Genomic DNA, 12,082 nt, shown 5'->3' with positions numbered 1-12,082 from the left:
TTATTCCATTCCAAATTTCGCATTCATCTGCTGATAAATTCCTTTAGTAATAAATAGTACATAAATAACTAACAAACTTACTGTTCCGAATAGTAACAGCGCCGGACTTTTATAGGTAATAACTGCCACCACAAGGATGCCTGCCAGTAGTTTGATGATTGTGAAGAAGTTTGTGAAAAAAACAAGCAACGTCAATTTCAAGATATTTCGAAATGACGTCTGATAACGCGAATCAGTGACTAATGCTAAGATAAAGCAGACAGCTACCAGCACTATCGCACCGATAAGGATACAACTCGTCATCAAAAAGAAGATCCCTTTCACTTGCACCGCCGCATATAGGCTGTAGAGCAATATTCCTGCACAACCAGCGAACAAATAAAACAGGGCATTCCCACGTTTGAAATTTTCTTTATAAAAACGCCATGCCACCCGCCAAGTGATTTCTTTCGTATCGAATTCAAACTCGTACGCCAGATTCGTGATCGTCAGCCAAGCAGGACCGATACCAAGTACGATCCCGCCGACAAACATCAATCCTACAAAAATCACATTCATTTTAATGACTGCATAACAGCGAATAAAAATCTGTTCCAGCATTCTTCCCACTACCATACTTTCTCCTCCAAACGCTTCCTTTTTATTATATAGGAAAATCTTCGCTTATAGCGCTAAAATTTCTAAATATATCAGAAAGAGAGCGCACCACGATCTGCCCTCTTTCAACATGTATTATTCTTTTACCCCGCCGATCGTCATTCCGCGGACAAAGTATTTTTGGAAGAACGGATAGCTCAAAGCAATTGGCAGCGTCGAGATCACGACCATTGCCATCCGTGTCGCTTCTTTAGGAATACTCGAAATATTGCCGGCCAAATTTCCGCTCATAGAGGCATTCTGTGCCATATAATCAATATTGGATTGGATCTTCATCAGTAAATACTGCAATGGAACCAAACTGTCGCTTTGGATATAGAGCAACGCATTGAACCAGTCATTCCAGTACCCTAGCGCTGCAAACAAACTGATTGTCGCGATCCCCGGCACCGCAAGTGGCACAACGATACGGGCAAAGATTCTAAACTCACCGGCACCATCGATCCGCGCCGACTCAATGATCGCATTGGGAACTGAGCGCAGGAAGAATGTCCGCATCACGATAATATTAAATGGACTCAACGCCATCGGTAAAATCAGCGCCCATACTGTATCTTTCAGATGTAGCATATTTGTCATGATGATATAGCTTGGTACAAGCCCTGGACTAAACAACATCGTGATCAACGCAAAGAATGTCAAAAAACGGCGCCACTTGAAATTTGGACGCGAGATCGCGTACGCATAAGTAGACGTGAAACTGACATTCACCAAAGTCCCGACTACCGTTACAAAAACCGTTATGAACAACGATTGCAGAATCTGTTCCTTCATTTCATACAAGTAGCGATAACCCTCAAAGCTCCACTGCTGCGGCCATAATTGATACCCATTCGTCAGCAAAGACTGCTCGCTCGTCATAGAGATCACGATAACGAATAGTAACGGAAATACACAGATAAAAGCAAACACGCCAACTAATAATGTGAAAAATAAATTTGTTTTTTTACCAAATGTCCGATGTCTTACTTCTATAATCGATTGCTTTTTTCGTTTCATTTTCTCTCCTCCTAGAACAATGCCGACTCTTTATCGAATCTTCGTACAATCAAGTTTGTGATCACAACTAAAGCAAAACCAACTAATGATTGATAAAGTCCAGCTGCCGCAGCCATCCCAATGTCACCCGTACTCGTTAATCCATTATAGATATAGGTATCTAAAACAGAGGTAACTTCCGTCAAAGCGCCCGAATTATGTGGGATCTGATAAAATAATCCAAAATCAGCGCGGAAAATATTTCCCACCGCAAGGATCGTTAAAACAGACATCAACGGGATCAGTTGTGGAATCGTGACATTCTTGATCTGCTGCCATTTCGAAGCACCATCGATCTGTGCCGCTTCATAATAAGTCGGATCGATCCCCATGACCGTCGCAAAGTAGATAATACTGTTATAGCCGATCCCTTTCCAAATACCCATAAAGAGAATGATCAGCGGCCAGTACTTCGGCTCATTATACCAGCTGATACTCTCGCCACCATGCGAAGTAATAATGCTGTTGAGCAGGCCTTTATCTGGACTCAAGAACGCATAGACAAAGTAACTGATAACGACCCAAGATAGGAAATACGGAAGCAACATCGAAGTTTGAAAAACCTTGACCGTTAATTTTGATCGCAGCTCGCTCATTACGATCGCCAAGAAAACGGCCCCGATCAGACCAATCACAATAAATCCTAAATTATATAAAATCGTGTTCCGTGTAATCAAATACGCATTGTCCGAAGAAAATAAGAATTTGAAATTATCCAGCCCCACCCACGGGCTTTCCTTCAAGCTCTGTAAAAAACCGCCAGCAGCATAGTGGAAATTTTTAAATGCCACTACGTTCCCGAAAACAGGTATGTAAAAAAAGATGATCAACCAAACAACCCCCGGCAAACACATCGCCAAAAACGCCTTATTCCGCATAAATTCTCGTACCCATTTTTTCATCTTCTGTCCCTCACTTCCTTGTTGACCCTTCATTATCTCCATTGTAACGAATGATTTTTCTTTCAAAAAGGAACAAATTATAGAAAAAAAGAGAAGAACTATATATCTTCACAAAAAAAAGCTGCCCCCGAAGGAACAACTTGTACTTCTTTACGCAATACCAAACAACCGCAGTGCCGCCATTGAGACCACACCAATGATCACGACCCATAGCAGGCTCTTCGTGAGAATCGCTGTCAAAATACTCGGCAGCGCCGCAAGCAGGTTATCCAGTTTGATCCCAGGAAAGTGACCTGGATGATCCACTAGCAGACCTTGAATGAACAACGCTGTCAAAATACATAAAGGGACATAAGACAGATACTGCATGACCACTTCGGGGAGATCCCACTTTCGGACAAGCATAAAAGGAGCCACACGTGGCAGCCAAGTGACGATACCGCAGCCGATAACTGCTAGAAGTGTGTAGAGAGAGATTTCCATCTATCCATCACCACCCCAATCAAACAGCCTAACAACGTTGCAGCCAATATCGACAATTCCGGTGTCATTAACCGCATAAAAATAAGCACTAAACAACTGACAGTAAGCATCACCAACAAACTTTTCCCGATCGTTTTGCTTTTATCACTGATCAGTTGTAAATATAATAATCCGATAAACATCGCTAAAAGTGCAAAATCCAATCCAAATGCTTCTGGATTCGGCAGCCACCCACCAATAAAGGCTCCAATAATACAAGCAACGATCCACGTAATATAAGCCGTAACATTCAGACCATGCATCCAGGCAGGCGTCACAGCCTTTTTATTCCCGATCCGATTCATTGCGACCGCGAATGATTCATCCGTCAACAGCGAACCGATCCCAACGTTGCTCCATAAAGAAGCCTTCTTAAACGTTGGTGCAACCGCCATACTCATCAAAGCATTCCTCGAATTTATCAAAAAAGTCGTCACGATGATCGCCGATAACGGACTCGCCAGTGCCAGCATCCCGGAAATAATAAACTGCGCAGCCCCCGCATAAACAACTGCCGCAAGCAAGATTATCTCCAAAAGACTAAGACCAGACGTCTTGCCAACCACGCCAGCAGCGATCCCGATCCCAAGATACCCTAACACGGTCGGCAAACACGCTTTCACTCCATCTACAAATGTCAGTTCATCCGTCTGTTTCATTATCTGCACCTCACTCTTATCTGCATAAATTACTGTTTGACACTTTTATAGATAAAATATCCTTTGTCTCTAGCGACCATTTCCACATTACCAAAAACAGCTTCCATTTTCTTTTGAGCAGAGGGCCCACCTTGTTTTTTCTGGATAACGATCCAAAGCTCACCGCCACTTATCAAATGGTCATAGGCATCACTGAGAATCTGGTGAACAATCACCTTCCCTGCCCGGATTGGCGGATTGCTTAGAATATAACGATAATCATCAACCGTCACATTTTCATAAACCGAACTTTCAAAGATAGCCGCATTATCGATATGATTCAATGTCGCATTTTCCTCTGCTAGTTCAATCGCCCGTTCATTCACATCGACCATATCGATTCTCATTGCCGGATAAGCCTTTGCCAAAGCAAGCCCAATTGGTCCATATCCACAGCCGACATCTAATACTTTTCCATCAGTGCTATTCGGGGCAAAGTTCTCTATTAATAAACGCGAGCCGAAGTCGACTGTATTTTTGGAAAAAACGCCACTATCACTTATAAAGCTTAGTGTATTATTTTTTAACTGAAAATCCCATTTTTTCCGATTATGATCCAATTCTTTATTATTTGTATAATAATGCTGATTCATCTTTTTCCCCTTACTTTCCCATGTATTCTTGCTATAACTATAACAAAACTACGGAAGTGTAACAATAAAAATCGTTTCGAGCACACAAAAAAAGGCACCATCATAAAATGACAGTACCTTTGATCGAGTAAAATTATTTGAATTCTACGCCAGCGCCAACTTCTTCAAGTTTAGCTTTGATTTCTTCAGCTTCTTCTTTAGTAACGCCTTCTTTAAGAGCTTTAGGAGCGTTATCAACAACTTCTTTAGCTTCTTTCAAGCCAAGACCAGTGATTTCACGAACCACTTTGATAACTTTGATTTTAGAATCTCCAGCAGAAGTAAGTTCTACTGTGAATTCAGTTTGCTCAGCAGCAGCAGCGCCACCAGCAGCAGCTACAGCTACAGGAGCTGCAGCAGTTACGCCAAATTCTTCTTCAATTGCTTTTACTAAATCGTTTAGTTCTAATACAGACGCTTCTTTTACGGAAGCAATGATTTCTTCAATGTTTAAAGCCATTTTAAAATTCCTCCATTATAATTGGTTTTTTTGTTTGATTAAGCTTCTTGTTCTTCTTTTTGATCCGCTACTGCTTTAGTAGCAATCGCTAAGCCACGAACTGGAGCTTGTAGTACGTTGCAAAGCATGGATAGCAAACCTTCGCGAGATGGAAGATCAGCAAGTGCTTTGATTTCTTCAAGAGAAGAAACTTTACCTTCGATGATCCCCGCTTTGATTTCAAGCGCTTCATGATCTTTGGAAAAGTCATTCAAGATCTTAGCAGGTGCAACTACGTCTTCATTACTGAATGCAATCGCATTTGGACCAGTCAATACTTCGTCCAAACCTTCTAAAGAATTGGCAGCTACTGCACGACGAGTCAATGAGTTTTTGTAAACTTTAAAGTCGATTCCAGCTTCACGTAATTGTTTACGTAATTCTGTTACTTCTGCTACGTTAAGACCACGATAGTCAACGATGACAGTAGAAACACTTTCTTCGATCTTAGTTTTGATTTCATTAACTGCATTTTGTTTAGCTTCAATAATTTTACTCATTCTTACACCTCCGTCCACTGATATGAATTTCTATGACCCCGAGTATTCGGAGCAAATAAAAACCTCTGTGAACCGTAGACACAGAGGTTTTCGCTGATTCGCCGGAGCGAAAAAGCAATCGTTAATCCTCGGGTGGCAAATTTAAGTGCAAGCGCACGCCAACTGTCTACGGTCAGGATATTTATTTGTATCAACTAGCCAAGTCTATCAAAATTCTATATACAAGTCAAGCTTATATTATAGACTGAATGTGTCAACTTGGATACCAGGTCCGTAAGTAGTAGTTACGGAAAGATTTTTCACGTAAGTACCTTTCGCAGATGCTGGTTTTGCTTTTTGAATAACATCATTTACAGTACGGAAGTTTTCAACTAAAGCGTCAGTTCCGAAAGAAACTTTACCGATCGCAGCATGGATGTTACCGGATTTATCAACACGGTATTCTACTTTACCAGCTTTGATTTCGTTAACAGCTTTTGTTACGTCCATTGTTACTGTACCAGTTTTAGGGTTAGGCATTAAACCTTTTGGTCCAAGCACACGGCCTAGTTTACCAACTTCGCCCATCATGTCAGGTGTCGCAACGATTACATCAAAGTCGAACCAACCTTGCGTAATTTTTGTTACGTATTCAGAATCGCCTACGTAATCAGCGCCAGCAGCTTCAGCTTCTTTTGCTTTATCACCTTTTGCGAATACTAATACGCGAGCAGTTTTACCAGTTCCGTTTGGCAATACAACAGCGCCACGGATTTGTTGGTCTGCTTTTTTAGGATCCACGCCAAGACGGAATGCTACTTCAACAGTCGCATCGAATTTAGCGTAATCGATTTCTTTAGCAAGTGCAATTGCTTCTTCAATAGCATATGCTTTGTTTGTATCTACTTTTTTCAAAGCTTCTTGATACTTTTTACCTTTCTTAGCCATTTCTTTTCCTCCTTATTGTTTCACTTTGGGAAATGCGCGTTTTAGTCTTGGACTGTGATGCCCATTGAACGTGCAGTACCTTCTACCATCAACATTGCAGCATTAACATCTGCAGCGTTTAAGTCAGGCATTTTAGTTTCCGCGATTTCTTGTACTTGAGCACGAGTTACCGTAGCAACTTTCGTTTTGTTTGGTTCACCAGAACCTTTTTCCACTTTAGCAGCTTTTTTAAGCAATACTGCAGCTGGCGGTGTTTTAGTGATGAACGTGAACGAACGGTCTTCAAATACAGTGATAACAACAGGAATGATAAGACCAGCTTGATCGGCTGTACGAGCGTTGAACTCTTTACAGAATCCCATGATATTAACACCAGCTTGACCTAGTGCAGGTCCAACTGGAGGTGCAGGATTTGCTTTCCCAGCAGGGATTTGTAATTTCACTTCTTTAATCACTTTTTTAGCCACGAGACATACCTCCTTAAGTCCGTGATGTGGTTGTATGGGGCTGATATTTCCCCTCCCACGTTGAAAAATACGCATAGAAAGCGTACTCTTCTATAGTAACACGGATTTGATAGGAAGGCAAGGGCTAGTCGATGAATTTGTATTTGTATCCGCCTTTGCTATCTTTCTCTGCAAAGTAAAGCTGATAATCTTGAAGTTTTTCTTCTGTATAAAAACTTCCAGGGCCGTCCTTGTCCATATAGACATTGATTCTTGCTTCCCCACTTGTTGTTTCACCCGGTTTCAATACCCACTTTAGGTTTTTATTTGACTTCAATTCTTTCATCTCATAATAATCAGCCTGCCATAAGCGACCACCACTAATAATAGCAAGGTCATCTATTTTTAATTTTTGTGAAACAATACTGTTTTCCTTCTTATTCGTTGCCACAAATGGAATTGTATAGCGGTAGATGGAATAATCATTATCTGGATCTTTACTCTTTTTCCTTATTGGTTTTCCAATCTTGTAACTTAGTTGATTTATTACTTCTGCTTTTCCATATTTAACTTCCTCTACGCTAGTTTCATATTTTTTTGCGTTAAGGCTCTTATATCTCCAAACGCTGAGGATAACTATTATTAAACAAGCAGCAATCGCAATTCTATGCCATATTTTCTTTTTGTTCACGATCCCTGCTCCTCTCTCAGTCTGCCGCTCTCCATCACAAAGGTTTTATCTGAAATGCGATTTAAAAATGTTGCATCATGGCTAGCCACCAATATCGTACTCCCCTCATCTCTAATACGGAGCAGCAGATTTATCATTTCTTCTATTCCCTTTTCATCAATTGCATTCGTTGGTTCGTCTAGTAAAATAATACTGGGTTGAAATGCAATTGCTTGAGCTATCCCCAAGCGCTGTTTCATTCCAAGCGAATATTTGCTGTATTTTCGTTTATCATTGTGATCCAACCCAACTAACTCTAGAACCCGCTTTATTTCAGTGCCAATTATTTTTTTGGGTTTATCAAACATAGCCAGTAATTCTAAGTTTTTATATCCCGTGAACTCATCTAAAAATCCCGGGTTCTCTAATAAGATCCCCATATCCGAAGCAAAACTGCCGTCTGCTAATTGTTTTTTCCCATTTATTTCAATACTTCCACTTGTTTTGATCAATCCCGCAATCGCTCGAAATAACATCGTTTTTCCAGAACCATTCCTTCCTCGAACACTTGTAATTTGTTTCTTCTCAAAATGTATAGTAATATCTTGCAACACCGTTCTGCCCTTTATCGTCTTGCTTACGTTCTCCAGCTTAACTCCTGATGCCATATCAATTCTCCTTTTCATTTCCTAATATATTCATTTTCTTAATCCTTATTATTCCTATCACCAGTAATATCCCCATCATCACAAAAGAATATAAGAAACTAACTGTCAGATCCTGTGAAAAAATCGTATCAGCTGTTTGCCTTCTCCACATTAAATGATTGGCAGGCATCCAGAAATTCGGATTTAACAACCCAATTCCTAAAAAAAAGAGCGTCCCAACGAAAGAAACAATTTCTTTGAAAAATAAGGAGAGCGTCGCAAACAAGATACTCGTGAGAATTAATCCTATCCATATAAATAGAAACATTTTAAAAAAAACCAACCAATTAATTACCATTACTCCTTTTAGAAAACCAAAAACCATAAAAATCGCTGCAAAGTGGAAAGACACGATAATAAAAGTCACTCCGACTATCAGTAAACATTTACTTAACCAATAAAGTGTCCGTCTCGAAATTTTTGTGAAAATGTAGTGACCTTGTTCTGCTAAGTCACAACGGATAAAATCAAACAAGATAATACTTGGTGCTATCATGTAAACAAACCATTGCAACGGAAATGCAAACTTACTTTCTTTTAAAACCTCAATAATTTCTCCACCGATCAACTTCTCTAGAATCATTTCTATTCCCTTCTCATCTTGAAAGAAAGAACAAGAGAACTTTATTAATAACAATACCAATATACTTATCCAAATTAGAAACCGATTCCTAGCTTTTGATAACACCCAAGCAAGATCACGTCTAGTCAATAATAAAAGTTTTTTCATAACCTCATCCTATACATAGAAATTTTTTCGTATCATTACCCATTCCCCGATAATAAATAATAAAATACTAACACCCCACATAGGAGCAACTTGCAAAAGCAATTCAGAAAGACTGAATTTCAATTCAGCAAACAAAAATATTCTATTCATAATAATAGATTTCATATAATAAACGTCCATCGTCATGTCTATTAACAGAACTACCAAAAATGAAATCATTGTTAGAATGATTTTTTCCCATTTAACAAATAACAATGTAGCAAATGTCGATAGCATCCAAAGACAGCTTAACATCGTTACACTTCCCCATATTAAATGTCCCCACTCGATTCGTTGTTGTGCATATATACAAAAAATGATTATTGTAGCAACATAGAATACAGTAAATAGACAAACTAATAGAAAACTTCGTATCATCAAATGCCTAAAAAAGCTTTTTCTACTTTTATAAAAGAAAATACGCATACTGCCAAAGCTAACTTTTAACAGTATGGTAAATAGAAGCGAAAACGCAGGTAATATACAATTCGTATACGCTTGAGATCCATATGCAACTACGACAATGGACTCCTCAAAAACCGTTTTATATGTCAAAAAGAAGCAAGCTACTCCTATAGCACTAAACAAAACTCGTTTCGCTTTAATATCTTGAAAGAAGATAATAAACACACTATTTAACCACATTTTTTTTAACTCCAATAAAATAGATTAACGTGCCTAGAACTATCCCCATAGTTAGTACAGAAAACCCTATTTGCCAACTAACTCCATCACTTGCTCCTGTCACGCGGGAAAAATCAGTTGGCGTATAAGAACCGGTTAGCAAGAGAGACACCGGGAGAAAACTCACATACAGGTAGTTGATGATATAGGCAGATATATACACCATAAAGCGGTATCTGATAAACATGCTGAATGCTAACGCAAGTGTCGCATATAGTCCAGTTGCAATAAAGCCGATGAAAAGATATAAGAGCATATGCAAAAACGGGTACATATAATATAACTCTGGAAATAATGTCATCGAATGAAGCAGTGAAATCGTATCATTTCCATCCATTATCATATCTGGCTTATGACTAGGTAGCATCATGAAGCACCCATAGATATTTAACAATAGTGGCACAATGAAGCAAAGTCCTGCTCCAATGAAGTTATAACTATAAAGATTTAAAAAATATCGTTTCACTTGCCCCTTTGCGTAAATATGTTCAAAAAAACCACTTTTTTTATCTGAAATGTATATATCAGCCACAGCTACAGCTGCAATAATAGGCATTAACATGAATAATAAGTTAGGCAGTTCAGATCCAGTAAAACTCTCGATCCATCTAGTGTATGGTGTGCCCCCATATTTAGCATTTGGATAAATATCTGCCAACAAATAATAGACAGACAAAGCTGTGCCCATTAAAAGCGCAATATAAAAAGTACTTTTATGTAAAATTCTATTAATAAAATAAAATTGCATTTTATCCTCCTTAGTAACGAGAAATTATTGGTACAAGAGTTTACTCCTGTACCAATAATCTCTATTTTTTAGAATCCGGACTCCATACTCCTTGTACTCTATTTGGCTTTCCTTTGTCTGCTCCCGCTTTGATCGCAGCATAATCTCTTCCGTTTTCTAATACATAGTTAGCCAACTTTATCGTTCTAACACGATCCAAGCGGTAATAATATCCCCCGGAACAGTCCTTATATGAATCTGCACCAACCACCCAGCCAGTTAACTTTCTTCCTTGGTGTTGTACGTAATTTATTTTCATATACACAGATGAGCGATTATATTTTGGTCTGAAAGTTGTCCGGTCATAATCAGCACTTTTTGTCGGCTTAACAATAAGTTTAAAAGTTGTATCCCCCGTATTCCCTTTCGCCTGAGCCGGCATGTAGTTAACCCCTGTCACTATTAATCCTATCGCAAAAATGAACATTAATTTCTTAATCATTCTGTCTCCTCCTCGTTAGTATTTTCACCGAAATTATAGCACGCCACCCCCTTCCCAAGAAAGCCCTTTCAAGACAAAACAGTCTATATTTTCTAAAAATTCACAATTCTGACACATTACTATCCCAATTCTTATACATCCCCAACAAAAAAGCAGCCTGCCTAAGCAAGCTGCTTTCCCTATACCATTAGATTTTCTCGATTTGATTAAAATCGACTTCGACTGGTGTTTCTCGGCCAAACATGTTGACCATCACTTTCGCTTTTCCTTTATCATTATCCATCTCATCGACTTTACCGGAGAATTCCGCAAATGGACCTTCTTTTACCATTACCGTTTCGCCGACTTCAAAGTCTGCTTCGACTGTGCGGTCGTTCATTCCCATGCTCTTCAGAATGCGCTCTGCTTCTTCTGGAAGAAGGGCTGTCGGCTTGCTTCCTGCGCCGGCTGAACCGACAAATCCTGTTACACCTGGTGTATTACGTACTACATACCAGGAATCGTCTGTCATTACGATCTCAACTAATACATAACCAGGGAACACTTTGCGTTTCAGTGTTTTTGTTTTGCCGTTCTTCACTTCTGTTTCTTCTTCTTCCGGAACGATAACGCGGAAAATTTGATCCGTCATTCCCATTGATTCGACCCGTTTTTCTAAATTTGCTTTTACTTTATTTTCATAACCTGAATAGGTGTGGACTACATACCAGTTTTTTTCCATTACTTTTTTGGCTGCACCGTTTGCGAGCCATCCTCCTTCATTTTTCTCTCCAAAATAAAAAACCCGACAAAAAATACGGGTCTAACTCAAGGAGTATTATAACACTATTACTTCCCGAAGTACAATACTAGATTACCAATTTGATTAATTGTTCGATACCAAAGTCAATAACCATAAAGAACACAGCAAACAAAATAACTGTAATGATAACTGTTACTGTATATGTCACTAATTCTTTTCTAGTTGGCCATGAAACTTTTCGCATTTCAGAAATGACGTTATGGAAAAAATTTGAAAGTGCAGACATATGAATTACCTCCATTTTAACTATTTTGTTTCGCGATGTAATGTATGCTTATTGCAGTGGCGGCAGAATTTCTTTACTTCTAGTCGAACTTGTTTATTTGTCCCGCTGGCAGTAATGGTATAATTACGCGAACCACACTCTGCACAGGCAAGGGAAGCTTTTCTTTTCATTGAA

18 protein-coding genes and 1 other annotated feature are annotated in these 12,082 nt (G+C 39.2%); all 18 genes read right to left on the bottom strand.

Annotation, left to right across the window (positions count from 1 at the left end; all coding sequences use genetic code 11):
- A complete protein-coding gene (locus EL241_RS01335) occupies nt 1-615 on the bottom strand; it encodes a YesL family protein (RefSeq protein ID WP_036103450.1) in 615 nt (204 codons plus the stop codon).
- A 117-nt stretch (nt 616-732) separates the two neighbouring features.
- Nucleotides 733-1,656 (bottom strand): carbohydrate ABC transporter permease, encoded by a 924-nt coding sequence (locus EL241_RS01330; RefSeq protein ID WP_036103447.1) that lies wholly within the window; start codon nt 1,654-1,656, stop codon nt 733-735.
- Nucleotides 1,657-1,667: 11 nt separating this feature from the next.
- Nucleotides 1,668-2,597 carry an ABC transporter permease gene (locus EL241_RS01325; protein ID WP_036103444.1) on the bottom strand — a complete coding sequence of 310 codons (930 nt, stop codon included), beginning with the start codon at nt 2,595-2,597 and terminating at the stop codon, nt 1,668-1,670.
- Between the two features lie 150 nt (nt 2,598-2,747).
- The gene (locus EL241_RS01320; RefSeq protein ID WP_036103441.1) at nt 2,748-3,080 is read right to left on the bottom strand and encodes an AzlD domain-containing protein; all 333 of its coding nucleotides are present in this window, start codon (nt 3,078-3,080) and stop codon (nt 2,748-2,750) included.
- On the bottom strand, nt 3,053-3,778 hold the full coding sequence (locus EL241_RS01315) for an AzlC family ABC transporter permease (RefSeq protein ID WP_036103438.1): 726 nt from the start codon (nt 3,776-3,778) through the stop codon (nt 3,053-3,055). Before EL241_RS01315 ends, EL241_RS01320 begins: the two co-directional genes overlap by 28 nt.
- A 29-nt stretch (nt 3,779-3,807) precedes the next feature.
- Nucleotides 3,808-4,410, bottom strand: coding sequence for a class I SAM-dependent methyltransferase (locus EL241_RS01310; RefSeq protein WP_036103435.1), 603 nt, complete (start codon nt 4,408-4,410; stop codon nt 3,808-3,810).
- A gap of 133 nt (nt 4,411-4,543) precedes the next feature.
- A complete protein-coding gene (gene rplL / locus EL241_RS01305; RefSeq protein ID WP_003757253.1) occupies nt 4,544-4,909 on the bottom strand; it encodes a 50S ribosomal protein L7/L12 in 366 nt (121 codons plus the stop codon).
- Nucleotides 4,910-4,947: 38 nt separating this feature from the next.
- Entirely contained in the window at nt 4,948-5,448 is a 501-nt protein-coding gene (gene rplJ / locus EL241_RS01300; protein ID WP_036103432.1) for a 50S ribosomal protein L10, read from the bottom strand.
- Between the two features lie 47 nt (nt 5,449-5,495).
- Nucleotides 5,496-5,638, bottom strand: a sequence feature (ribosomal protein L10 leader region).
- A 47-nt stretch (nt 5,639-5,685) separates the two neighbouring features.
- Nucleotides 5,686-6,375, bottom strand: a complete 690-nt coding sequence (gene rplA / locus EL241_RS01295; protein WP_003757250.1) for a 50S ribosomal protein L1 — start codon at nt 6,373-6,375, stop codon at nt 5,686-5,688.
- A 41-nt stretch (nt 6,376-6,416) separates the two neighbouring features.
- A complete protein-coding gene (rplK, locus tag EL241_RS01290) occupies nt 6,417-6,842 on the bottom strand; it encodes a 50S ribosomal protein L11 (RefSeq protein WP_036103429.1) in 426 nt (141 codons plus the stop codon).
- A 124-nt stretch (nt 6,843-6,966) separates the two neighbouring features.
- The gene (locus tag EL241_RS01285; RefSeq protein WP_126320279.1) at nt 6,967-7,512 is read right to left on the bottom strand and encodes a hypothetical protein; all 546 of its coding nucleotides are present in this window, start codon (nt 7,510-7,512) and stop codon (nt 6,967-6,969) included.
- Nucleotides 7,509-8,159 (bottom strand): ATP-binding cassette domain-containing protein, encoded by a 651-nt coding sequence (locus EL241_RS01280; protein WP_126320278.1) that lies wholly within the window; start codon nt 8,157-8,159, stop codon nt 7,509-7,511. Before EL241_RS01280 ends, EL241_RS01285 begins: the two co-directional genes overlap by 4 nt.
- A gap of 1 nt (nt 8,160) precedes the next feature.
- Complete coding sequence (locus EL241_RS01275; protein ID WP_126320277.1) at nt 8,161-8,928, bottom strand: ABC-2 transporter permease family protein; 768 nt, start codon at nt 8,926-8,928, stop codon at nt 8,161-8,163.
- A 670-nt stretch (nt 8,929-9,598) separates the two neighbouring features.
- The gene (locus EL241_RS01270; protein WP_036103409.1) at nt 9,599-10,399 is read right to left on the bottom strand and encodes a hypothetical protein; all 801 of its coding nucleotides are present in this window, start codon (nt 10,397-10,399) and stop codon (nt 9,599-9,601) included.
- Nucleotides 10,400-10,460: 61 nt separating this feature from the next.
- Entirely contained in the window at nt 10,461-10,880 is a 420-nt protein-coding gene (locus EL241_RS01265; protein WP_036103406.1) for a DUF2712 domain-containing protein, read from the bottom strand.
- Nucleotides 10,881-11,067: 187 nt separating this feature from the next.
- Nucleotides 11,068-11,601, bottom strand: a complete 534-nt coding sequence (nusG, locus tag EL241_RS01260) for a transcription termination/antitermination protein NusG (RefSeq protein WP_003757240.1) — start codon at nt 11,599-11,601, stop codon at nt 11,068-11,070.
- 127 nt (nt 11,602-11,728) lie between these two features.
- Nucleotides 11,729-11,908, bottom strand: a complete 180-nt coding sequence (gene secE, locus EL241_RS01255) for a preprotein translocase subunit SecE (RefSeq protein WP_036108387.1) — start codon at nt 11,906-11,908, stop codon at nt 11,729-11,731.
- Nucleotides 11,909-11,928: 20 nt separating this feature from the next.
- Nucleotides 11,929-12,078, bottom strand: a complete 150-nt coding sequence (gene rpmG, locus EL241_RS01250) for a 50S ribosomal protein L33 (RefSeq protein WP_077904810.1) — start codon at nt 12,076-12,078, stop codon at nt 11,929-11,931.
- Nucleotides 12,079-12,082: the final 4 nt, after the last annotated feature.

It is taken from the genome of Listeria grayi, assembly GCF_900638015.1.
In the GTDB taxonomy this organism is placed as follows: Bacteria; Bacillota; Bacilli; order Lactobacillales; family Listeriaceae; genus Listeria; species Listeria grayi.
This window is presented reverse-complemented; position numbering and strand designations above follow the sequence as displayed.

Bases quoted from the DNA above. Each gene is read 5' to 3' on its own strand.
- EL241_RS01320 (WP_036103441.1), bottom strand. From the start codon at position 3,080: ATGGAAATCTCTCTCTACACACTTCTAGCAGTTATCGGCTGCGGTATC.
- EL241_RS01265 (WP_036103406.1), bottom strand. From the start codon at position 10,880: ATGATTAAGAAATTAATGTTCATTTTTGCGATAGGATTAATAGTGACA.
- EL241_RS01325 (WP_036103444.1), bottom strand. From the start codon at position 2,597: ATGAAAAAATGGGTACGAGAATTTATGCGGAATAAGGCGTTTTTGGCG.
- rplA (WP_003757250.1), bottom strand. From the start codon at position 6,375: ATGGCTAAGAAAGGTAAAAAGTATCAAGAAGCTTTGAAAAAAGTAGAT.
- rpmG (WP_077904810.1), bottom strand. From the start codon at position 12,078: ATGAAAAGAAAAGCTTCCCTTGCCTGTGCAGAGTGTGGTTCGCGTAAT.
- EL241_RS01310 (WP_036103435.1), bottom strand. From the start codon at position 4,410: ATGAATCAGCATTATTATACAAATAATAAAGAATTGGATCATAATCGG.
- nusG (WP_003757240.1), bottom strand. From the start codon at position 11,601: ATGGAAAAAAACTGGTATGTAGTCCACACCTATTCAGGTTATGAAAAT.
- EL241_RS01335 (WP_036103450.1), bottom strand. From the start codon at position 615: ATGGTAGTGGGAAGAATGCTGGAACAGATTTTTATTCGCTGTTATGCA.
- EL241_RS01330 (WP_036103447.1), bottom strand. From the start codon at position 1,656: ATGAAACGAAAAAAGCAATCGATTATAGAAGTAAGACATCGGACATTT.
- EL241_RS01275 (WP_126320277.1), bottom strand. From the start codon at position 8,928: ATGAAAAAACTTTTATTATTGACTAGACGTGATCTTGCTTGGGTGTTA.
- EL241_RS01315 (WP_036103438.1), bottom strand. From the start codon at position 3,778: ATGAAACAGACGGATGAACTGACATTTGTAGATGGAGTGAAAGCGTGT.
- EL241_RS01280 (WP_126320278.1), bottom strand. From the start codon at position 8,159: ATGGCATCAGGAGTTAAGCTGGAGAACGTAAGCAAGACGATAAAGGGC.
- secE (WP_036108387.1), bottom strand. From the start codon at position 11,908: ATGTCTGCACTTTCAAATTTTTTCCATAACGTCATTTCTGAAATGCGA.
- rplL (WP_003757253.1), bottom strand. From the start codon at position 4,909: ATGGCTTTAAACATTGAAGAAATCATTGCTTCCGTAAAAGAAGCGTCT.
- rplJ (WP_036103432.1), bottom strand. From the start codon at position 5,448: ATGAGTAAAATTATTGAAGCTAAACAAAATGCAGTTAATGAAATCAAA.
- EL241_RS01270 (WP_036103409.1), bottom strand. From the start codon at position 10,399: ATGCAATTTTATTTTATTAATAGAATTTTACATAAAAGTACTTTTTAT.